The sequence below is a fragment of the Cupriavidus basilensis OR16 genome (assembly GCF_000243095.1).
In the GTDB taxonomy this organism is placed as follows: Bacteria; Pseudomonadota; Gammaproteobacteria; order Burkholderiales; family Burkholderiaceae; genus Cupriavidus; species Cupriavidus basilensis_D.
The window spans coordinates 15,191-35,156 of sequence record NZ_AHJE01000105.1; the positions used below are offsets into that span (position 1 = coordinate 15,191).

Genomic DNA, 19,966 nt, shown 5'->3' on the forward strand with positions numbered 1-19,966 from the left:
GTCCATATAATGCTGGCCATGCCAGGCCACCCGCATCCCAATTCATCCATGCCAGCACGATCCGACATCGTGATCGAGGTCGATCGCATCCACCATGGCTTCGGCAGCCACCGTGTTGTCAACGACCTGTCCTTCACCCTCGCGCGCGGCAGCATCGCCTGCCTGCTTGGTCCCAGCGGCTGCGGCAAGACCACGGTGCTGCGCGCCATCGCCGGCTTCGAGCCGCTGCGCGAAGGCCGCATCCTGCTGCAAGGCGAGGTGATGTCGTCGCCGGGGTTTGCCGTGGCGCCCGAGCACCGGCGCATCGGCATGGTGTTCCAGGACTACGCCTTGTTCCCGCACCTGAGCGTGGCGGACAACGTCGCCTTCGGGCTGCATGCCGCGCGCCGCGGCGAACGCGCGGCACGGGTCGAGGAGATGCTCGCGCTGGTGGGCCTGGCGGGTTCCGGCGGCAAGTTTCCGCATGAGCTCTCGGGTGGCCAGCAGCAGCGCGTGGCGCTGGCGCGCGCACTGGCGCCGAAGCCGGAACTGCTGCTGCTCGACGAGCCGTTCTCCAATCTGGACATCGACCTGCGCGAGCGCCTGAGCCTGGAGGTGCGCGATATCCTCAAGGCCCAGGGCGCCACCGCCATCCTGGTCACGCACGACCAGCACGAGGCCTTTGCCATGGCCGACGAGATCGGCGTGATGCATGCTGGCGCCATCGAGCAGTGGGACAGCGCTTACAACCTTTATCACCGGCCGGCCACGCGCGTGGTCGCTGACTTCATCGGGCAGGGCGTGCTGATGCCCGGCCAGCTTGCCAGCCCGCATTCGGTCACGCTGGAACTCGGCACGCTGCACAGCCGCGAGCCGCTGGGCGTGCCACCCGCGACCGCGGACGTGGATGTGCTGATCCGCCCCGACGATATCGTGCACGACGACGGCAGCCCGCTGCGTGCCGAGATCCTGCACAAGGCCTTCCGCGGTGCCGAGATCCTGTACACGCTGCGCCTGGCCGGAGGCGGGCAGGTGTTGTCGCTGGTGCCTTCGCACCACGATCATGCGCTTGGCGAGCACATCGGCATCCGCGTGGAGGTGGATGACGTGGTGGCGTTCCGGCGCGGCTGAGCGCATTCATGGCTTACTCGTCTGTCTTTACCGGCACCACGGCGGCACCACGGCGGCACTACCCCACTATCCCAGGACTCTCATCATCGTTGCTTCCCTGAAGTGCGTATCGCGCGCATCCCGGCCGCTGCGCCGCCATCGCCTGCGCGGCGGCCTGCTGCTGGCCTTGCTGGCCTGTGGCGCAATCCAGGCTTGGGCCCAGCCGGCTGCCGCCACCTGGCGGATGGCTACCGAATACCCGGCCAGCGCCATGCCGGGCGAAGGGCTGGCCAGCTTCGCCGAAGAGGTCAAGGCGCGCACCGCGGGCGCCATCGAGGTCAAGCCCAGCTTTGACGCTAGCGCGGGCGTCAAATCGGCGCAGATGCCGGCCGCGGTGAAGGAGGGGCGGCTGGAGGGCGGCGACGCCTTCGGCGGCGCGCTGGGCGCGGTCGATCCGCTGTTCCTGCTGTCATCGCTGCCGTTCGTCGCCACTTCGGTGGATGCGGCCAAGCGCCTGGCGGAACTGGCCCGCGCCGACTACGCGCGCGCCTTCGCGGCGCAAGGGCAGCACCTGCTCTACGCCACGCCGTGGCCGCCAACCGGCCTGTGGTCGCGCAACGCCGTCGCCACGCTGGCCGACCTGCGCGTGCTATCGGCGCGCACCTATGACGAGACCTCCACCGAAGTCATGCGCGCTGCCGGCGCGCAGGCGACCAACCTGTCGTTTGCCGATGCGATGCCGCGCCTGAAGGACGGCTCCGTCAACGCGGTGCTGTCCTCCGGCGACGGCGGCGCGGGGCGCAAGCTGTGGGATTACCTGCCCAACTTCACAGCCATTGGGTATGCGATGCCGCTGTCGTTCACCACGGTCAATGCGGCCGCTTACGCGGCCTTGCCGCCCGCTTTGCGCGCCTCGGTGGACGCCGCCGCGCAGGCGACCGAGCAAGCGCAGTGGGCGCGCCTGGGCACCCGCCTGGAAGAGAACACCACACGCATGCGCGCCAATGGCGTGACCATCCAGGACAACCCCGCCTCGGCGGTGCAGCAGGCATTGCGCGAAGCCGGCGCGGGCGCGGTGATGGCCTGGCGCAAACGCGTGGGCAGCGAGCGCGCCGGCGTGCTGGATGCCTTCACCCGCGCCGAGCGCGCTGCGCGCTAGCTGGCGCGGCCTGCGCGGGCCGCATCGCGCGATGGTCTACACTGTCAGGTTCCAAGGCGCAGCGGGCACGCACCGTGCGCGCCTGTCCTGACATAAAGGCCTGAATACCGTGGCGGACACGCTGTTTTCCGAAGCTCCCGATCGTTCCCAGCAACCCCTGGCCGAGCGCCTGCGCCCGCGCACTATCGACGAGGTGATCGGCCAGCAACACCTGCTGGGCGCCGGCAAGCCACTGCGGGTAGCGTTCGCGTCCGGCGAGCCGCACTCCATGATCCTGTGGGGCCCGCCCGGCGTGGGCAAGACCACGCTGGCGCGGCTGATGGCCACGGCCTTCGATGCCGAGTTCATCGCGCTGTCGGCGGTGCTGTCCGGCGTCAAGGACATCCGCGAGGCGGTCGAGCGCGCCGAGCAATACCGTGCTCACGGACGGCGCACGCTGGTGTTCGTGGACGAGGTGCACCGCTTCAACAAGAGCCAGCAGGACGCCTTCCTGCCCCACGTGGAAAGCGGGCTGTTCACCTTTATTGGCGCCACCACCGAGAACCCGTCCTTCGAGGTCAACGGTGCCTTGCTGTCGCGCGCGGCGGTGTACGTGCTCAAGAGCCTGGACGACGCGGAGCTGACGCAGCTGGCGCGGCGCGCCAGCGAAGAGCTGGGCGGCCTGCAGTGGGAGGCCGAGGCGCTGCAGCTGATCGTGGCCTCGGCCGACGGCGATGGCCGCAAGCTGCTGAACAATATCGAGATCGTGGCGCGCGCCGCGCGCAGTGCCGGCGCGCAGGTCATCGACAACGCCTTGCTTGGCAGCGCCTTGTCGGAGAACCTGCGCCGCTTCGACAAGGGTGGCGACGCGTTCTACGATCAGATCAGCGCACTGCATAAATCCGTGCGCGGCTCCGATCCCGATGCCACGTTGTACTGGTTCTGCCGCATGATCGACGGCGGCGCCGATCCGCGCTACCTGGCACGCCGCATCGTACGCATGGCGTGGGAGGACATCGGCCTGGCCGATCCGCGTGCCGCCCGCATCACGCTGGACGCTGCCGAGACCTACGAGCGACTGGGTTCGCCGGAGGGCGAGCTCGCGCTGGCGCAAGCCCTGATCTATCTGGCCGTGGCCCCCAAGTCCAATGCCGGCTACAACGCCTACAACACTGCGCGCGCCTTCGTGGCCAAGGACAAGTCGCGCGGCGTGCCGGTGCACCTGCGCAACGCGCCGACCAAGCTGATGAAAGAGCTGGGCTACGGCCACGCCTACCGCTACGCGCACGACGAGCCCGAAGCCTATGCCGCCGGCGAGCACTACTTCCCCGACGACCTCAAGCGCCCGGGCTGGTACAAGCCCACGCCGCGCGGGCTGGAAGGCAAGATCGGCGACAAGCTGCGCCACCTGCGCGATCTTGACGCGCAGTGGCTCCGGCAGCAGGGCAAAGGCAGGGGCCGGGACGAAGGCGGCAGCGAGGGCGGCGGGGCGCAATAACGCGCATCGCCCTTCGCCCGCAGCTTGTCCCCGCGAACAGCGGGAGATCCGCCAGCCTGTTCTCCAGCCAGCGGATCGGCGTGGGCCCGGGCCAGTGCAGTAAAATGCCGGATCCGCCAGCATGTTGCTGGCCAATGCACCTGCCCTCACACGCAACATGCTAGACATCCAGCTGTTCCGCAAAGACATCGACGCCGTGGCGCAACGCCTTGCCACGCGCGGATTCCAACTCGACGTAGCGGCCTTCCAGGCACTCGAAGCCGAGCGCAAGCAACTGCAGACCCAGACCGAGGAGCTGCAGGCGCGCCGCAACAGCCTCTCCAAGCAGATCGGCATGCTCAAGGGCAAGGGCGAAGACGCCTCGGCGGTGATGGCCGAGGTCGGCGGCATCGGCGACGCCCTCAAGGCCTCGGCCGCGCGCCTGGAAGAGATCCAGGCCCAGCTCGCCGAGATCATGGAAGCCATCCCCAACCTGCCGCACGAAAGCGTGCCGGTTGGCCGCGATGAGACCGGCAACGTGGAAGTGCGCCGCGTCGGCACGCCGCGCAGCTTCGACTTCGAAGTCAAGGACCACGTCGACGTGGGCGAGCGCCTCGGGCTCGATTTCGATACCGCCAGCAAGGTCACGGGCTCGCGCTTCGCCATGCTGCGTGGTGGCATCGCACGCATGCACCGCGCGCTGGTGCAACTGATGCTGGACACCCACACGCTCGAGCACGGCTACACCGAGATGTACGTGCCCTACATCGTCAATGCCGCATCGATGCGCGGCACCGGCCAGTTGCCCAAGTTCGAGGAAGACCTGTTCAAGGTGCCGCGCAAGGTCGGTGGCGAGAACAGCGAGGGTGGCGAGCGCACCGAGAACTTCTACCTGATCCCCACGGCCGAAGTACCGCTGACCAACATCGTGCGCGACGCCATCGTGGCCGGCGACAAGCTGCCGCTGCGTTTCGTTGCCCACACGCCTTGCTTCCGCTCGGAAGCCGGCTCCTACGGCCGCGACACGCGTGGCATGATCCGCCAGCACCAGTTCGACAAGGTCGAGCTCGTGCAGGTGGTGCAGCCCGAGCACGCCTTCGACGCGCTGGAGCAGCTCACCGGCCACGCCGAAGCCATCCTGAAGAAGCTGGACCTGCCGTTCCGCACCATGGTGCTGTGCACCGGCGACATGGGCTTCGGCAGCACCAAGACCTATGACCTCGAAGTGTGGATCCCCGCGCAGGGCACCTACCGCGAGATCAGCTCCTGCTCGAACATGGGCGACTTCCAGGCGCGCCGCATGCAGGCGCGCTTCCGTGCGGGGCAGGGCAAGCCGGAGTTGCTGCATACGCTCAATGGCTCCGGCCTGGCTGTCGGCCGCACGCTGGTGGCGATCCTGGAGAACTACCAGAACGCCGATGGCTCGCTGACGGTGCCCGCCGCATTGCAGCCGTATCTGGGCGGCCTGACGCGGCTGGAGCCCGAGGCGTAATTTTTCACGCGAGGGGCTTGCGGTGGAAATAGGGTTTCCTCTATAATCTTGTTCTTCGCGACAAGCGACCCAGTTACCGGAGAGGTGGCAGAGTGGTCGAATGTACCTGACTCGAAATCAGGCGTAGGTGCGAGCCTACCGTGGGTTCGAATCCCACCCTCTCCGCCAAAAAAGCTGCCTAACCCAGCACCAGCTGGCATGCGACTAAACTGACGCGACAATAACAAGTCGTAGAAGGGTCGAATGTTAGTCGGATACGCTAGGGTAAGCACACAAGAACAAGAAACACACGCTCAAACCGACGCTCTGCAATCAGCAGGCGTCGGTTTTATTTTTTCCGAGAAGCGGTCGGGCGGCAGTATGAAGCGAAGGCCCGCGCTTGAGGAAATGCTCACCAAGATTGGCGCAGGCGACACCGTCGTCGTCTACAAGCTGGACCGCATCGCACGATCCCTGAAAGACCTGCTAATCATCATCGAGCGCATTGAGGCGTGCGGCGCCGAGTTCCGTAGCCTGACTGAACATATCGACACGCGCTCGCCGGCTGGACGGATGATTTTTCAAATCGTCGGAGCCTTCGCGGAATTCGAGCGCGAACTGATCCGGGAGCGTACGAAGGTGGGCATGGCAGCAGCGGCGCGACGTGGCGTGAAAATGGGTCGCCCTACGGCCATGACGCAAGAGCAGGAAGCTGAATGCATGCGTCTATGGTTCTCTGGCAACTACACGCGCACCGCACTAGCGAAGCGCTATGGCACCCATCTCAGCAGCATCGAGCGGGTTCGCGCTTGCGCAGCCTAAACTGATCCGGGCGAAAGCGAGGGCGCCCTCATGGCTGGCAGCATTCCCGATTGATTCGTGCGAATAGGTCGATGAATCGGCCAATCTCGGCTCAGGGATTCGCCAGCAAAAAGGCTCGATGAACAGGAGCGCCAAATGGGCTTGCGTGAAGTCCGGCGCAGATACGTTGGAGAAGAGCGTCATCTACCAAGGGGCGCGCGTCAAAGATCCCGTCCTTGACCCCCTTCAGAAGTTTCCGCGCCTCCTCGATTCGGCAGTGGGAATAGTTCACCCACGTGGGGCGAACCACAAAAGGATGCTCGCCCGCCGCAATCAAGCAAGTAGTGTCATGAAAAATCCCTGGCTTGATTGACGAAAAGGTTGCGAGAAGGACGTGCCCATCCGCGCTTGGATTGGTCAGTAAAACAAACAGATGTCGGCGGTCAGGGTCTGCGGCGGGACCGGAAGGAATAAGCAGCGTCGCCTTCCGGCATGGAATGAAAATACTCCCGCTCATAGTTGCGCGAAAATATCATCAATCGCTTGATGATCCTCTAGATCTCTGCTGACCGCAGCTGCCGCCTCTGACGATTTCCCGAGGGCCCGTAAGATCCTCTCCAGAGGGATGGGTGAACTAGATCCCTGCGGATCCTCCCATTCCGGGACTACCCGCCGATCATGTGTGAGATCTCGTAGCTCCCAACGATTCATGTGGCCGTACGCCTCGAAGATTGCATCCAGGACGGCAATTTCTGCGTCGTTCAGATGATCGAGAGATCCTCGCGATGAATCGCGCTTTACCGAAATCTCGTTGTTGCGCCGTTCGGTTAGCCAAGCGGACCAACCTTCCGGGGCCGACCGCTCGAACCCGCTCATGAGGTCAAGGGTTCGCGAAAGAACCGGTCCATGAGGCATGGCAAAGTACTTGTCACCGGTAATCGGGGTGTCAAACTGGCGCAAGGCCTCGCGATCGGCGAGATACAGAAGCTTCATGAGCTTCAGGTGCGACATGCGACCGCCGTTTCGTTTACTAACGAGATAGGCGGCGGCTTGTGCAAGTTTGGTTTCGTCAAGCATGGTCTGGCCTCCCTCCCGTAGATAACGACTGGCTTCCGAAGTTACTTAGCCCTGCAAGTTGGAACGGACCATATAGGCTGCCGTCCCCAGTTCCAATTCATTTTTACTATGAATCGGCTTTGGCTTTAGTGGCGTAACTCACACTACTTTAACCGAGTACTGTATATATGTACAGTAGTTTCGGTGTGAGATGTCGTATGTGGCTAAAATGTCACTTTTGTGCCGTGCGCCACCCACTACAGCGCGCGCAACCCCACTACAGCATAGGCGCCCCTAACAACCACAGGTGGTAGCTTTAGCACAAAAATAAAGGGGCGCGAATGCTAAGAATCATCATGGCCGTTGCACTTACGCTACTGACTCCCACGATCCAGGCAGCAAAGTGCAGGAGTGGAAAGAGCATCCTATACACACAAGATCAACATTGCCCACCAGGGTACACAGACATAACTAGAGAGCTTGGTGGCACAGTATCGACAATTGGGAAGAGCCCCCCCGCAACCCAACAAGAGCAAGATTTTCTGCAGCAGCATGTCGAAGACCAGCAGTACAAATTCGAGCCGCAGATAACGAGAGGCGTTTCCTGTGCAATTCCCTCTCCGAACGCGCTCGGTCCCTCGAAATTCAGATGCGCCAGATCAGCGCTTGGCAATGGATGGATAACCTGAAGCGACAACACCGAGAGGTGCGCGACGAGCAGTACCGGCAGCGTTGCTGAAGCTCACGCCGAAGGCGATGCGCGCACGAAGAAGTGTGTCCCGCCGTCGGACACGTGTGCGTGTATCTCAAGCTTGCTTGACACTGAAACTAGCCTTGCACACCGGCAGCAAGCACTGCAACAGAACCGACAGCAACAAGGGCCTGCAGTATCACCATCAAGCCCTGCACTTGCCCAATTTTGGCAATCATTCGGCCGCTGACAGCCAAATCACCCTTCAAGACCTTGGCGAACATCCAGCCAACGAACAGACGGCCCGGCCAAAAAAGTGCCCGACTAGCTTCGTCCAGGAATACCGCAAAATCAAAAGGCGCTGTCTTCAGGTCAACCTGCTTACCAAGCTCAAAACCGAGAGAGGAGGCGGACGTCGCGCCGGAAATCAAGGCAGCGAGAAATTTAGCAAAAATCCCAAGGGCGCCGGAAACAAAGAACAGAGCGAAGAACCAGCGGACGCAAGCCGCCGCTACATGAGCAGTCACCACGTCCAGATGACTTAGCAAGAAGGTAGAAGCGGCAGCAGAGCCAGCAAGCAGCCAACCAGAAAAACCGTCCAATGACGCTGATGTCTTACCTACACCGGCAACCAAGACTTGACCAGCAAGAACCCTCTCACGGATGTTTTGAACCTGCTCCATGCCTCGCTCCAGTGTTGGAAAACCTCAGTGTAATCAAATAGCTTCACATAGCAGGTGAGGCCCCAACAAAAAAGTACCGCCCCCCATCGGACACATACGCCTGTATCTGATCAGCGGGGCAGACTTCCATGGCCGCTTTCATCGCATCCACGATCACCGAGTGCATATCGTTGCTGTCTTGCACGAAGTAGGTTTGCGGCTCAGGCACGACGATCCCCTTAGACGTCCAGTAGCGCTTTTTATTGAGTTCGCGGCTTTCCACATCCTTCGTGATGTATTTCGCGATGTAGGCCGCCAACGCGTGACGCTTCCACTTACCCCCAGTCTTAGGGTTGCGCACGTTGACGCTACCCATACCCTTACCGCCAACGATGCGTTGCCAGATGGCGCGAACGAGGTTGTAGACGAGGCGACCATGCACGGCCACGTGGATGTGCCAAGCGCCCCGCGTTTGTGTCTCAGGCACCGCCACGTAGTGCCACAGACCCGCACCCTTCATAGCCCTGCGGAACGCGTCGAAATCGCGTTTTAGCCGCTCCACGTCCGTCATATTCTCCCGGTAAGTGAGGGTAAGCAGGCGATCAGCTTGAATGGCTTGGCACCGCAGGCGCACATTCTTGCGGGCACGCTTCGAGGATGCGTGCATGGATTGCTCGACGTTAGTGGATTCCCCACGCTTGGCGCGGGGCATGGCGCGAATCTCATCCATGCGCTTGCGCACCGCCAGAGGGTATCCGTAGAAGTTCACCGAGCCGTCCGCTTCGAAATAGCGCATACGCCCGACGATGGTGTCTTTCCACGCGCCATCCACGAAGCCGCGTTCGGCATCGGCTTGCCTGCATCGCTCTTGGTACTCGAGTGCACGAGTATCCGCATCCGAGTAATGGCCTTTTACTTCGTGATAGGTAGGCTCTATAATGCTTTCACGCATGGCGGGTGTCCTTAACTGTCGCTATGTACGGCCCCGGGGTGTTGGCGCATCCGCGGGGCTTTTTCTTTGGCCTGGCTGTCTCTGCTACCCGGAAACCCGTGCCAGTAGTGCGTTTCCGTTAAGTGTTATTACTTCAAGTTTAGGCTCGCTTCGCTCGCCCGGCCGACTTCGCTACGCTCAGCCTGACCGGGCAAGCGCTACAGCCCCGCAGAAGGCTCAGATCAGTCTGTACGCGATTGATTTGGCGGCAGGCCACTCGACCCACACCGCTACACAAAGAACGATCAGAGCGCTTCGCGCAGAGGGCGCTCGCCGCGCGGCGTCTCCGGTCGCCCTCCCGAACGTCTCCAGTCCGCTGAGCCCGTCGTCCCTTGATCGACCATATGTCACTCGCTTCGAACTTTCGCGGCATAAACGGGTGACCTCCCAATTGCGAAAAGGCCGCAATCGGGCCCCTCCCATTTATTCCACGTTTCGAAGCGAGCGCCATAGCATGGTCGCGGGACGACGAACTCAGCGGACTGGAGCCGAAGCAGCTTCGGCAAGCCTCCCGGAGACAGATACGCCGGGACTCAGAATCTAGCGGCCCGGTGCCTTGAAAGGAAAACACCATGAACCAACTGACCCTCTCGCTCGCTGGCGGCCTTTGCAATGCTCCGCTGTGGTTCGCCCTCCCGCGCAAGCGCCGTGTCAGCAAGGGCCGCATCGCCTTCGCACCCTGGCAGCAGCTCACCCTACGCCTGCCGATCCGCAAACTCATCCGCAACGCCTCGCATTTCATTTGGACCCGCCCCGATGGAAAGCAGTTTGTTTGCCGCACGATCCGCCAGCTTGTCGCCCGCGTCATGGATTGGGATGGCGCACTGTTGCGCGGATTGCTGCCCACCGCGAAGCGCCTCAAGACATCGAAGCGCTAACCCTCAGGGAATGCGGCGAGATCAACCGCACCGAGACGCCGCTGGCCGAGCGAACCTGCACCGCCCGACCCACTCGCACGAGATAGAGCCTGATTCGTTTCGAGAGACGTTTTCCCAATCGCCTCGATCGGCCAGCTACTAGCGACCACACGCTGATCACCGCGCACCAGCATGACGTGATCACCATAGGCAGACGGGACCACCTGCCAGCCAAGCTCTTCGATTTGCCGTGCGTACAGGCGCTCTTTGACCCTAAACCCCTCGTCATACCATTCGATCACCGCTTGCGAGCGCCTGGCACCCTGAAAGTAGAGCGTCAGCCGCGGACGCCATTTGCTGTTCAGATCCGTGATGTAGTCCTTGCCCGGCCTAGCCGCAGGTGCAACTGGCACGACCGCAGCAACTGGAGTGGCAGCGACGCCAGACGAAGGCGTCACAACTACTGTCGTCGTCGTCACAGGCTTCGTCTGAGTCTGCACATGCGCCACGCTTTCCAGCCCGCCGCCCTTGAACATGTAGACCACGTAGCCGAGACCGGCCACAGCGAGCAGAAGCGCCAACGGAATCCACCGCCGAAACAATGGGCTACTCCATATGACCGCGCGTTTATCAACGAACGTTTCCTTATTTTCGGTCCCCGCCTCATGACTCAGGTACGTGCCGAAGAATTTCGGGTCATACGTCTTGATACCACTAGTGACCTTTTCGAATTTCTCGTTGCCCATCCCCTTGAAGGTCGCCCACTGGTATTTGTTGACCTTACCCAACGCGTCGAGCTTGGTAAAAACCATCTTCTGGTCAACACGTCGACGCCACAGGGTATGCACGTCCTTGAGATCCTGACCCATGATGACGATATCGAGTCCGCGATGACGATGCTCCGTCACGAACTTTGTTATCGCTTCACCCAGCGGGCGGAAGTCAGATGGCCAGAAATTCTGCGCTTCGTCTAGCACCACCAACGAATCATTCCCTACCACGTCGTAGATTTTTTCGACCTGCTCTCGCTCGACCTGTACCAGCAATTCCTTGCAGCGATCCAGCGGAATAGCCGCCGCGTTAGCAATCTTTTCGTGATCGAGGCCAGCGACGAACGCGAACACTTTGCGCCCCTTCTGTAGCGCAGGAATGATTCGCTCAACCACTGCCTCATAGCTCTTGCCCGCACCCGGCAAGCCTTCGTGAAAGATGATTGTCATAGCGTCACCATTGGAAGAGAGTCACGACCTTGCGCAACATGCGAAAGCCGAAAGCGACCCCGAGCAACGCGATTCCCTCAGTGATACGGAACACACCGACGAAGTACAGGATGTCCGAACTGAACCCCGTGAACAGCGATTGCAGTGTGTAGTTCGATAGGAAGGTCGGCGCGGGAATCGCAACGATCAACGCGGCCAGCGCCTGAAAGAACAGATCAGCGACGTTGATAAAGAGATCTGAGCACAAGTCCCACAGCGCAGCAAATGCCTTGCCGAACAGGCCAAGCAGCCACGTTGCGAACGCGTTCAACGCGTTGATGATTGGATCGAAGCTCATAGGAACGCGATCCGGAACGCAGCCCACGCAGCCATGACGATCACCGCCAGGCCAGCGATGCTATAGATACCAAGCGCTACAGAGCCGCAGAAGATATCGCCCAACGGAACTGAAGGTGTGTAGTCCGTTTTCGGCACCACCCAATTTGGGCACGCACCCGACGCCACACTAACCGTGAACCACCCAGTCGAAGCGGTGTACCACGGAGCAGCCGCTACTCTAGTCTGGAACGCGCCCAGAACATCCGCGAAGGTCTTCGATTTCTTCGTGTACAGCGACGCGTCACCCCCATTAAAAGTAGCCGTGGTAGTCGGAGCAGGAGTGTCGCTCTTAGTCTGCGCTGGACTGGTCGTCGTAGTTGTCGTGGTGGTGGTATTAGTACCATCGTTGACCGCCACCGATTCCACCGTCGTCCCCTTCACCGTCACAGGATTCGTTTTTTGGTCTACCCCTGTGTTCGGCGCCACCTGACCGGACGTCGTCACCGTATGCGTGGTGGTCGTTCCATTAGACGCCTTCGACCAGACCTGAGGAGGCCAACCGTAAGGGTTATTGGTCGTCGGCACCGTAGCAGGCGCCACCGCCCCACCAGCCAGCACCACCGCGCACGGATCACTACCCGCCGTAGTTGTCAGGCCAGCAAGGTCAATATAGGTGTTAGCCTTGGCATCGCAGCCACCGGCCTGCCACAGCGGCACGAACGCCGCGGGAGTGGCAGCAATCGCCGACTCGATCTGAGTATTGGTGGCTGCCACATACGCACCAGGAACCGTACACCAGCCAGCCCCGAGACTAGTGGAGCCAGCAGGACAGGTCGTCACAGGCCCTGACACAGAAAATTGCGCGGTATTCGGCGCCCAAGACGAAGGGCGACAACCCACAATCGTATCGCTCACAGCATGCGTGTCGGCAATCCAAGGAGGCGGATACGTAGTCGTATTGTATTTAACCGGACCCCAATACGCGCAAGCGGCATCGGCATTACCAAACGTCGGCGAAGTCGTCCCATACTGGACCCACGAACCAGTTTGCGTACCCTGTTGCTTCTGCGTCTTGTCAGTAGTACGCCACGTATTGCTACCACCATCGTAAGTCGTGTCACCAGCCATCATCAACGCCGCAGCCAGAGCAGTTCCGGTCAGCGCACCCCTAGCCATCTGCGATTGCAGAATCATCCGCCCAGCAGTTCCCATTACTGAAGCGCCTGCCGTAACCACACGACCAACCGGCCACACCTGTGTGACGCCGTAGAGCACAAGAGCACAGCCGCCACAGCGAGTGACTGCGTTACCGCAAGACTAGTGCCACTGAGCGCAGCCGACGAAGCAGACGAGCCGGAGCGAACATCCCAAGAAATGCCACTCGATGTAAGCGTCTGAGCACGCGCCTCTTCGTTATAGCCGCCGCCAACGACCGCTAGGACGAATGCGATGACGAGAACGAGATACCGCATCATGCGTTCCCCGAGCGGAAGCCAGACACCGCAGCATGCGCCGTGAAGGCACCGAGCAGCGCGAAGTAGAGAAGCCAGATTGATCCCGTCATAGCATCATTCCCCAGAAACGAAAAAGGCCGGGTTGCCCCGGCCAGTCCTGCAGCCCGATCAGCGGAAGAAACTGACCAGCTTGTTCGTTGCCCAGCGCGTGACGTTGGGCACGATCTTGACTGCACCCATCGCGATGATCGACGCCGACACGCTACCGATAGCAACCGCCGACACGATGGCCGAAAAGTCCGGGCCGGTCGATTGCGCGAACGCAACACCACCGGCAACAGCGAGGCCAGCACCAACGGCCAGTTTGTTGAGGAATTTGTTCATGGGTGACCTCCTAGTCATTGAACATTGAAACGATGCGGGCGACGCAATAGGCAACCAGATAAGCCGCCATTGGCAAAGTGAAACCCAACGCAAACGCCGCCTGCATTTGCCCTTGCGTTGGCACATCAAAGAGGTTGTGGATTACCTGGCTGTTCAGGTATTCGGTAGGGGTGACCAGCACGTAGCCTGCGCACTGGCCACCATCGGGGGGAGTGGTCAACGCCTGTAGCGTGCCGTTGTCAGCGAGGGTTACACACAGGCCCATATCACTGCCTTTCCTTGCCAGCACTGACCACAAAATCATTCACGCAAGCGGCCCAAAGATCAGGATCCTCCGGCTCGCCATCACCATTCCAAGTGCCACCTGACGTTTCATAGTCCGAGCGAATCGTCTCGTCTTGGAGCCATTCCTCAGATTGCTCCTCATACTCGACGGCAAGCTCTGAATTAAGCTCTTCAAGCATCGCTTCGAGAACTGCACGACGCTCCCGAAGACCATCGATCATGCCCATGTACCAGTAGGCTCTATCGGCCCATTGCTCTGTCTCATCCCCCTCGAACCCAATCTCGAACATTTCATCGCTAGGGGTGTCTTCCAGGTGCTTGGCATAGGACGCACCAAGTTCCGCGAGCTTGACGTCTGCGCGCTCAATGATGTCTTCGAGTTCACCGATGCTGTAGCTCATCGCGGAAACCTCATCGATTCATCAAGCACACCGAGCACGACAAACGCGAGGGCCACAAACTTGATCGCGTTATAGAAATCCGCTGGCTCGATTCGCAACGCCCAAAGCACCGGATAGACGCGGCCCGTATCGAGCACGTAAGCCACCAGCAGCAGGACGAGAGCGAGCCAGACAGAACGCATCACAGACCCCGCTTCATCCGCCAAACGCGTTCCGACAACTCACGCACCCGGCGCGCATTCGACGCATCGACCTTCTTGGCCAGAACCTCGCCAACGTGTTCCCAAACGTTTTTCGTGAGGGAGTAGACGAAGCCCCCGAGCATCGCACCCGCGATCACGGAGAACACCGACACCGTGACCAAGTTCGCGACCTGATCCCACGCCATAGGCGAGATGCTCATCACCATTCCCCCATCAAGCCGCCGAGACGCTCCAGGCAAATCGCAGAGAGGAAGCCCGAACCGAATTCCACCTGATACTCACGCTCACCCGGCATGCGCGAATTACGCGACGATTCCAGCGTGCGGAGATTCATGTGCAACATTTCGTGCCAGCTTGGCGTTTTCATATTCGGCCCCTCGTTTACGAAAAAATGGCCGTCTTTCCGACCTGTCAGACCCCTCTTGTTCGGGACCATGGCTTGCGAGGAAACTAGGCAGCTTTCGGAACAGGTTGCGCAGGCGTGCGCGCGTTGAGGGGCTTGAGACCCACGACTTCAAATTCGATCCGACCATCCCGCACACGCGGGCCAAACTCAGGCAGGTAGTCACCTTGCGGGGTGTCCTTGAGCGTGTCCGCAACCATGACCGTACCCACGCTGATCTTTTGCTCTTCGCCTTCGCGTTGAGCCGTGATGACGCACTGTGCCTCGTGCATGGTGTAGTCACGACCGGTCTTGATCGAGCGGCCCGAGCGGGTATTGATGGCGAGGATGGTCAGTTTGAAGTTCATGGCTTGTAACCTTTGGTAAGGGGCCGGCTGTGCCGCCCGAGATCGGTTTACGCGGTGTTGTTTACCGCCTACACTTCGTGCAACTAGCCACTTAGGTCTTAGAACAATGTGGCTAACGGAATGCTAGCCACATAGTGCTAGCTCCACCAATTGGAGTTATCTATGACCTACGCGGAATTGATAGAGAAGGCATTACGGGGCCGATCCGTCAACAAAGCTGCCCACGACATGGGCATCACGCAGACATTGCTGAACAAGTACAAACTGGGCGTGAACCTCCCGGGTTTCCTGAACGCGTTGATCCTGGCAAAGGAAGCGGGCGTGTCGGAGAACGAAGCGATGCGAGTGCTGGCTCTGGAAGAGGCCAAGCGGAAGGGCATGCTCGACCAAGTCAAACAGGTTTTTCGGAAGCTGTTTAACGCCCCGGAACAAGGCATCCGCATGGCACGCTGATGCTGCGTTAGGCAGCTTTCAGAGAGGTTCGAAAAGGACCCTCTCCGCCAGCAGTATGAAAAAGCCCTTGAGATTCAAGGGCTTTTTCTTTTCGTGGTCCTTCTCCTTCTCCCTCGCCTGCTACCCCGCTGGTCGTACAGGTTGCAGGGTTTGTCTAGTGGGCGGCCCCTCTCAACGTAGGCCTTGCGTCCTTTGGCAATTCGTCGCTGCCCATCGCCGTCACTAGAATCTGCTTGCCGTCAGAGGCAACGTGGACCGCCAGGGCTAACAACGTCACCCCGCCAACTTCAGCAACATCCCGATCAAGCCTTGGGGGAGTCCATTTCCAAGGAGAAAGAACGGCCAGTGTATTAGGTAGATCGAATATGACTAGACGCCCAGCGGACAAACGGCCTTATTGCTAAATACCCGAGCAATCAAGCCGTGCTGAAACGATAGGCTGCTGATGGCCCCCCTCCTCCTGAGACTTGGCGGCCCTCCTACTTTTGGCGGATGTCTCCCGTGACAGAACTGTCGCAAGATTCAGCGAAGCCTTACCCGGGGGGGAATCATGAGGCGTTTAAAAGTGGCGGTTCCAGCCACCACCTTCTTGCTGGGCGCGTGCGCCACGACTTCCTATCAACGCAACGACTACAAGCCATATGTTGTCGGGCGGGAGGCAACAACGTCCACCGGCAGCGTGATGTTCTTCGACCAGAATGGGTGCGCCGTCTCGCCGGACGGCTGGAAGACAGCCCCAACCATGTCGAATTACTACTATCGCAAAGAGCGCATCTGTTCGGGCGCTTCCGGGACGGCCATTGGGCCAAACTATCGCGAGTTCCGGCAGGGCTATGCCGCGCAAGCCCGTTACCAAGGCGTGAAATATGACCTCGCGCAGTCCAGGACCGTGCAGGTCCAGAATTTCACCCAAGACATCCTCGCCGCGGACGCAAGCAGATCAAGTACATGGCCCTCCGCGAACGCTTTGGGGCGGGTGTGGGGTCACACACCGAGATTAGAGCGGAGAAAGTGCGGACAGGTCGGCTCGCCGAAGGTTGGCGAGTGGATGCACCCTCGTCGCACGGTTCCGCGGGAGCTGCAAAACGACAATCGATACTCGGGTGTTTACCCGCTGCGACGTTATTCGATGGGCAATTGTGGTCGTGATTCTGGTGCCGGATTTCGTCTGGCTGATGGCCAGCGGTCTGCCTGCCAATGCTGATCGGTTTGCTTGGGCGGGCGAACCGCTAACGCGCGACCGACAAGAATAATCTTCGGGTGGAGGGAAAACCCCATGGAATCGAGAAATTCAATCGCAACCGCATTGCCGACGGCAACACGGATTCAAGGCGGCGGCAAAGTCCCCGCGGATGCCACTGCGCTACGTTGGAAGCACACCCTCTGCATATTGTTTTTCTTTTCCGGATTTCCGGCGCTTATTTATCAGCTGATATGGCAACGCGCTCTGTTTCGGATTCTTGGCGTCAATATCGAGTCGGTGACTATCGTCGTCACCGCCTTCATGCTGGGGCTTGGGCTCGGCAGTCTGGCGGGCGGGTTGCTGTCGAAGCGACGCGGCCTTGCCCTGCTTCCGCTGCTGGCAGCCATCGAGCTTCTCACTGGAGCCTTCGGCCTCGTGTCGCTTGATGTTTTCGACCGGGTTGGCACATTTGCGCTGGGTCTGCCGTTAAGCGCGACAGCGGCAATGGCGCTGTCGCTGGTGCTGGCGCCGACGCTGCTCATGGGCGCCACGCTGCCGGTCCTGGTCGGTCATCTGGCTCGACGCTCTGGTAACGTGGGCAGTTCCGTTGGCTTGCTCTACTACGTCAATACCTTGGGGGCTGGCGTTGCTTGCCTAATCTGTACGGTGTTGCTGTTCCCTTTTCTCGGCATGCAGGCTGCGGTGTACGTGGCGGTTGCCATCAATGCAGCGGTGGCGGTCGGGGCATTGGTCGCGCACTGGCGCGACAGTGGTGGGGGCGATACCGGCGCGGCACAATCGCAGGTCTTATCGGCCGTCACACCGGCACTGCGCTTTGGCGCGGTGCTGGCCCTGGCTTGTGCTGGCGGGGCGATCTCGCTCTCATATGAGATCTTCTTCTTCCGCACGGTGTCTTATGCTTCGGGGAGCGGCGCCTCGGCTTTCGCGGCTACCTTGGGGGCATTTTTGATCGGCATCGCCTCGGGATCGCGCCAGGCGGGGGAGTGGTGCGGCGGGGTGCTCGACGACGGCATGCGGCAGTTGGCAGGCTCGCTGTTCAAGGCCAATCTGGTGGGCTTGCTATTTCTGCCACTGCTGGCGCATTTCCCCGTGCCCGGTGGCGCGCAGCTTGGCGTCTCGCTGCTGGTGGTGTTCGTGGTGGCCCGCAATTGGGGGGCGCTGCTACCTTGCCTGGCCCATTGGGGCGTGTCCCCCGATGGCCATGCCGGCATGCGCATTGGGCTACTCTATCTCGCCAACATAGTCGGCTCGGTTACGGGCAGCGTCCTTACCGGCTTTGTCCTGATGGAGCATCTCGGACTGGTCAGCATTTCCATGGTGCTGGTGGGGGCGGGTGTCGCATGTTCCTTGTTGCTGCACGCGTGGCTGCCTCTGCCACCAGAGGTGAAGCGCTGGCATGTTGGCTGCGCCGGCGCTATGGGCGTGTTGACCGTAGCGGCGCTGCCTGCGCTTAGTCACGGCGTACTGGAAACGCTGTTATGGAAAGGTTCACCCGACGCCAAGGGGCCGTTCGCCCATGTGATCGAAAACCGCAGCGGCATCATCACGGTTGACCGGGAGGGTACTGTGTATGGCGGCGGTATGTATGACGGCCGTTTCAACGTCGATCTGCGGCATGACACAAATGGCATCTTGCGTCCCTATGCGCTGAACCTGTTCCACCGCCACCCTCGCGACGTGCTAATGATCGGACTTTCATCCGGTTCGTGGGCGCAGGTGATTGCCAACAATCCGGAGGTGCGATCGCTCACGATCGTGGAGATCAATCCCGGCTACGTAGAGTTGGTGGCGGGTTCGGCGGAAGTTGCATCTGTACTGAGCAACCCCAAGGTGACTCTCGTTACTGACGACGGACGCCGCTGGTTGCGCATGAACCGCGAACGGCGCTTTGACGCTATCGTCTCCAATACGACTTGGCATTTCAGGGCCAATGCCACCAATCTGCTGTCCGCCGAATTCCTTCAACTGGCCGATGCCCACTTAAAGCCAGGGGGAGTCCTTTACTACAACACCACCGATTCGGAGCGGGTTCAGCGCACGGCTTGCCTGGCATTCCCCTACGGGGTGCGATTCAGCAATCATATGGTTGTGTCGCGTGAGCCGCTGGCCTGGGACTTCGAACACTTCCGCCGCACGCTGGACGCCTATCGCATCAATGGCCGGCCGATCCTCGACGTGGGTCGCGGCCAAGACCACATCGTCGCAGATGCCTTGATGACCGAGTGGGAATCCTCGCTGCACGGTGGCGGCTCTCATCGCGAGGATGCCATGGAAACCTGTCCGCGGATCCTGGCCCGCACCGTTGGGCTGAGGCCGGTCACCGACGACAACATGGGTACCGAATGGCGCCACTTGATGCGTCTCGATTGAGCACTGCTTTGTCGGCTACTACATGATCGGCCGATCAGAGGAAGGCTGCACCTGGCCAGCGCCGTCCTCTTCTCACGGGCGTGATCGTGTAATGCACTTTTTTCCAACAACGTAGCCTGATTCGACGCGCCAGTAATCCTTTGAATCTTGCCGCTGAGCGTGCCGCGCAGCTCTACGGCTTGCTGTCCATGATTAGCGAATATGCAGCCTCTGGCGATACCTTCAGCGCACTAAATCAGGAAATCCAGAACGGTGTCCTTTCCTTGGCGGCCGGGTTGGCCAAAGAGACGCTGGTGTTGAGCGAGTTGGCGGCCCAGCGCGGCGAGGGAGGCGCGGCGTAATCGATGGCAGTGCCGGGGCTCCGAAGCGTGCCGGTCATGGCAACCTGGGTGCCAGACCTCTATATTGATTACGTGGCAACCGCCACGTCGGCAGAATGGAGGCAAGGCATGAGCCGGAACGCGCACTCCAATTCGAAGCGGCCATCCCCGAACATCCGCATTGAGAAACGGCACAGCAAGGAGAGCGAGGTGCAGGAGATTTCTCAAAAGGACCCGAAGATGGCTGAACCTGGCGCGATGCGTCAGCGCACGCACCGCAAGTAATTGGGCCAACTCGTAGTCAACTCGTAGTCAACTCGCAGTCAACCGCGCAGTCAATCCTGCGCACCCGCGCGGGGCCCGCAAGCGGC

24 protein-coding genes and 1 tRNA gene are annotated in these 19,966 nt (G+C 60.7%); 12 read left to right on the forward strand and 13 right to left on the reverse strand.

What is annotated here, in order from left to right:
* Nucleotides 1-48 precede the first annotated feature (48 nt).
* From OR16_RS31880 to OR16_RS31905, 6 genes are all read left to right on the forward strand, one after another.
* Nucleotides 49-1,110, forward strand: coding sequence for an ATP-binding cassette domain-containing protein (locus OR16_RS31880; protein ID WP_043421977.1), 1,062 nt, complete (start codon nucleotides 49-51; stop codon nucleotides 1,108-1,110).
* Nucleotides 1,082-2,248, forward strand: a complete 1,167-nt coding sequence (locus tag OR16_RS31885; protein WP_006162818.1) for a TRAP transporter substrate-binding protein — start codon at nucleotides 1,082-1,084, stop codon at nucleotides 2,246-2,248. The genes OR16_RS31880 and OR16_RS31885 overlap by 29 nt, the downstream gene beginning before the upstream one ends.
* Nucleotides 2,249-2,357: 109 nt before the next feature.
* Entirely contained in the window at nucleotides 2,358-3,725 is a 1,368-nt protein-coding gene (locus OR16_RS31890; protein ID WP_006162820.1) for a replication-associated recombination protein A, read from the forward strand.
* 157 nt (nucleotides 3,726-3,882) lie between these two features.
* The gene (gene serS, locus OR16_RS31895) at nucleotides 3,883-5,196 is read left to right on the forward strand and encodes a serine--tRNA ligase (protein WP_006162821.1); all 1,314 of its coding nucleotides are present in this window, start codon (nucleotides 3,883-3,885) and stop codon (nucleotides 5,194-5,196) included.
* Between the two features lie 78 nt (nucleotides 5,197-5,274).
* Nucleotides 5,275-5,364 (forward strand) — tRNA-Ser (locus tag OR16_RS31900).
* Nucleotides 5,365-5,439: 75 nt separating this feature from the next.
* Nucleotides 5,440-5,997, forward strand: coding sequence for a recombinase family protein (locus OR16_RS31905; protein WP_043421967.1), 558 nt, complete (start codon nucleotides 5,440-5,442; stop codon nucleotides 5,995-5,997).
* A 492-nt stretch (nucleotides 5,998-6,489) separates the two neighbouring features.
* Here OR16_RS31905 and OR16_RS31910 read toward each other — a convergent pair whose 3' ends face one another.
* The 3 genes from OR16_RS31910 to OR16_RS31920 form a co-directional block, all read right to left on the reverse strand.
* Nucleotides 6,490-7,053, reverse strand: a complete 564-nt coding sequence (locus OR16_RS31910; protein WP_006162827.1) for a Panacea domain-containing protein — start codon at nucleotides 7,051-7,053, stop codon at nucleotides 6,490-6,492.
* Between the two features lie 807 nt (nucleotides 7,054-7,860).
* Nucleotides 7,861-8,406: a hypothetical protein gene (locus OR16_RS31915; RefSeq protein ID WP_006162828.1), complete on the reverse strand. Its 546-nt coding sequence runs from the start codon at nucleotides 8,404-8,406 to the stop codon at nucleotides 7,861-7,863.
* Nucleotides 8,407-8,449: 43 nt separating this feature from the next.
* Nucleotides 8,450-9,337, reverse strand: coding sequence for a rolling circle replication-associated protein (locus OR16_RS31920; protein ID WP_006162829.1), 888 nt, complete (start codon nucleotides 9,335-9,337; stop codon nucleotides 8,450-8,452).
* A gap of 611 nt (nucleotides 9,338-9,948) precedes the next feature.
* Here OR16_RS31920 and OR16_RS31925 point away from each other — a divergent pair.
* Nucleotides 9,949-10,254, forward strand: coding sequence for a hypothetical protein (locus tag OR16_RS31925; RefSeq protein WP_006162830.1), 306 nt, complete (start codon nucleotides 9,949-9,951; stop codon nucleotides 10,252-10,254).
* On the opposite strand, the gene OR16_RS31930 is transcribed toward OR16_RS31925, so the two are convergent.
* The 10 genes from OR16_RS31930 to OR16_RS31970 form a co-directional block, all read right to left on the reverse strand.
* Nucleotides 10,251-11,453 carry a zonular occludens toxin family protein gene (locus OR16_RS31930; protein ID WP_006162831.1) on the reverse strand — a complete coding sequence of 401 codons (1,203 nt, stop codon included), beginning with the start codon at nucleotides 11,451-11,453 and terminating at the stop codon, nucleotides 10,251-10,253. The two genes, OR16_RS31925 and OR16_RS31930, sit on opposite strands and share 4 nt — an antisense overlap.
* 4 nt (nucleotides 11,454-11,457) lie before the next feature.
* The gene (locus OR16_RS31935) at nucleotides 11,458-11,790 is read right to left on the reverse strand and encodes a hypothetical protein (protein WP_006162832.1); all 333 of its coding nucleotides are present in this window, start codon (nucleotides 11,788-11,790) and stop codon (nucleotides 11,458-11,460) included.
* Nucleotides 11,787-12,545 (reverse strand): hypothetical protein, encoded by a 759-nt coding sequence (locus OR16_RS43780; protein WP_141639948.1) that lies wholly within the window; start codon nucleotides 12,543-12,545, stop codon nucleotides 11,787-11,789. The genes OR16_RS31935 and OR16_RS43780 overlap by 4 nt, the downstream gene beginning before the upstream one ends.
* An 848-nt stretch (nucleotides 12,546-13,393) precedes the next feature.
* The gene (locus tag OR16_RS31945) at nucleotides 13,394-13,609 is read right to left on the reverse strand and encodes a hypothetical protein (protein WP_006162835.1); all 216 of its coding nucleotides are present in this window, start codon (nucleotides 13,607-13,609) and stop codon (nucleotides 13,394-13,396) included.
* A 10-nt stretch (nucleotides 13,610-13,619) separates the two neighbouring features.
* Complete coding sequence (locus tag OR16_RS31950; protein ID WP_006162836.1) at nucleotides 13,620-13,874, reverse strand: hypothetical protein; 255 nt, start codon at nucleotides 13,872-13,874, stop codon at nucleotides 13,620-13,622.
* A 1-nt stretch (nucleotide 13,875) separates the two neighbouring features.
* Nucleotides 13,876-14,295: a hypothetical protein gene (locus tag OR16_RS31955; RefSeq protein ID WP_006162837.1), complete on the reverse strand. Its 420-nt coding sequence runs from the start codon at nucleotides 14,293-14,295 to the stop codon at nucleotides 13,876-13,878.
* Nucleotides 14,292-14,477 carry a hypothetical protein gene (locus OR16_RS31960; protein ID WP_006162839.1) on the reverse strand — a complete coding sequence of 62 codons (186 nt, stop codon included), beginning with the start codon at nucleotides 14,475-14,477 and terminating at the stop codon, nucleotides 14,292-14,294. Before OR16_RS31960 ends, OR16_RS31955 begins: the two co-directional genes overlap by 4 nt.
* Nucleotides 14,477-14,698 (reverse strand): hypothetical protein, encoded by a 222-nt coding sequence (locus tag OR16_RS31965; RefSeq protein ID WP_141639949.1) that lies wholly within the window; start codon nucleotides 14,696-14,698, stop codon nucleotides 14,477-14,479. Before OR16_RS31965 ends, OR16_RS31960 begins: the two co-directional genes overlap by 1 nt.
* Nucleotides 14,698-14,865 carry a hypothetical protein gene (locus OR16_RS44195; RefSeq protein WP_158001398.1) on the reverse strand — a complete coding sequence of 56 codons (168 nt, stop codon included), beginning with the start codon at nucleotides 14,863-14,865 and terminating at the stop codon, nucleotides 14,698-14,700. The genes OR16_RS31965 and OR16_RS44195 overlap by 1 nt, the downstream gene beginning before the upstream one ends.
* Before the next feature lie 83 nt (nucleotides 14,866-14,948).
* The gene (locus tag OR16_RS31970; RefSeq protein WP_006162842.1) at nucleotides 14,949-15,248 is read right to left on the reverse strand and encodes a hypothetical protein; all 300 of its coding nucleotides are present in this window, start codon (nucleotides 15,246-15,248) and stop codon (nucleotides 14,949-14,951) included.
* Nucleotides 15,249-15,410: 162 nt separating this feature from the next.
* Between OR16_RS31970 and OR16_RS31975 the strand changes: the two genes are divergently transcribed.
* The 5 genes from OR16_RS31975 (at nucleotide 15,411) to OR16_RS31990 (ending at nucleotide 19,880) form a co-directional block, all read left to right on the forward strand.
* Nucleotides 15,411-15,701: a hypothetical protein gene (locus OR16_RS31975; protein WP_006162844.1), complete on the forward strand. Its 291-nt coding sequence runs from the start codon at nucleotides 15,411-15,413 to the stop codon at nucleotides 15,699-15,701.
* 565 nt (nucleotides 15,702-16,266) lie between these two features.
* A complete protein-coding gene (locus OR16_RS44200; protein WP_158001399.1) occupies nucleotides 16,267-16,905 on the forward strand; it encodes a hypothetical protein in 639 nt (212 codons plus the stop codon).
* A gap of 72 nt (nucleotides 16,906-16,977) precedes the next feature.
* Nucleotides 16,978-19,275, forward strand: a complete 2,298-nt coding sequence (locus OR16_RS31980) for a methyltransferase domain-containing protein (RefSeq protein ID WP_043421970.1) — start codon at nucleotides 16,978-16,980, stop codon at nucleotides 19,273-19,275.
* Between the two features lie 140 nt (nucleotides 19,276-19,415).
* Entirely contained in the window at nucleotides 19,416-19,616 is a 201-nt protein-coding gene (locus tag OR16_RS31985; protein ID WP_006162847.1) for a hypothetical protein, read from the forward strand.
* 36 nt (nucleotides 19,617-19,652) lie between these two features.
* Nucleotides 19,653-19,880, forward strand: coding sequence for a hypothetical protein (locus OR16_RS31990; RefSeq protein WP_141639950.1), 228 nt, complete (start codon nucleotides 19,653-19,655; stop codon nucleotides 19,878-19,880).
* The last annotated feature ends 86 nt before the right edge of the window (nucleotides 19,881-19,966 follow it).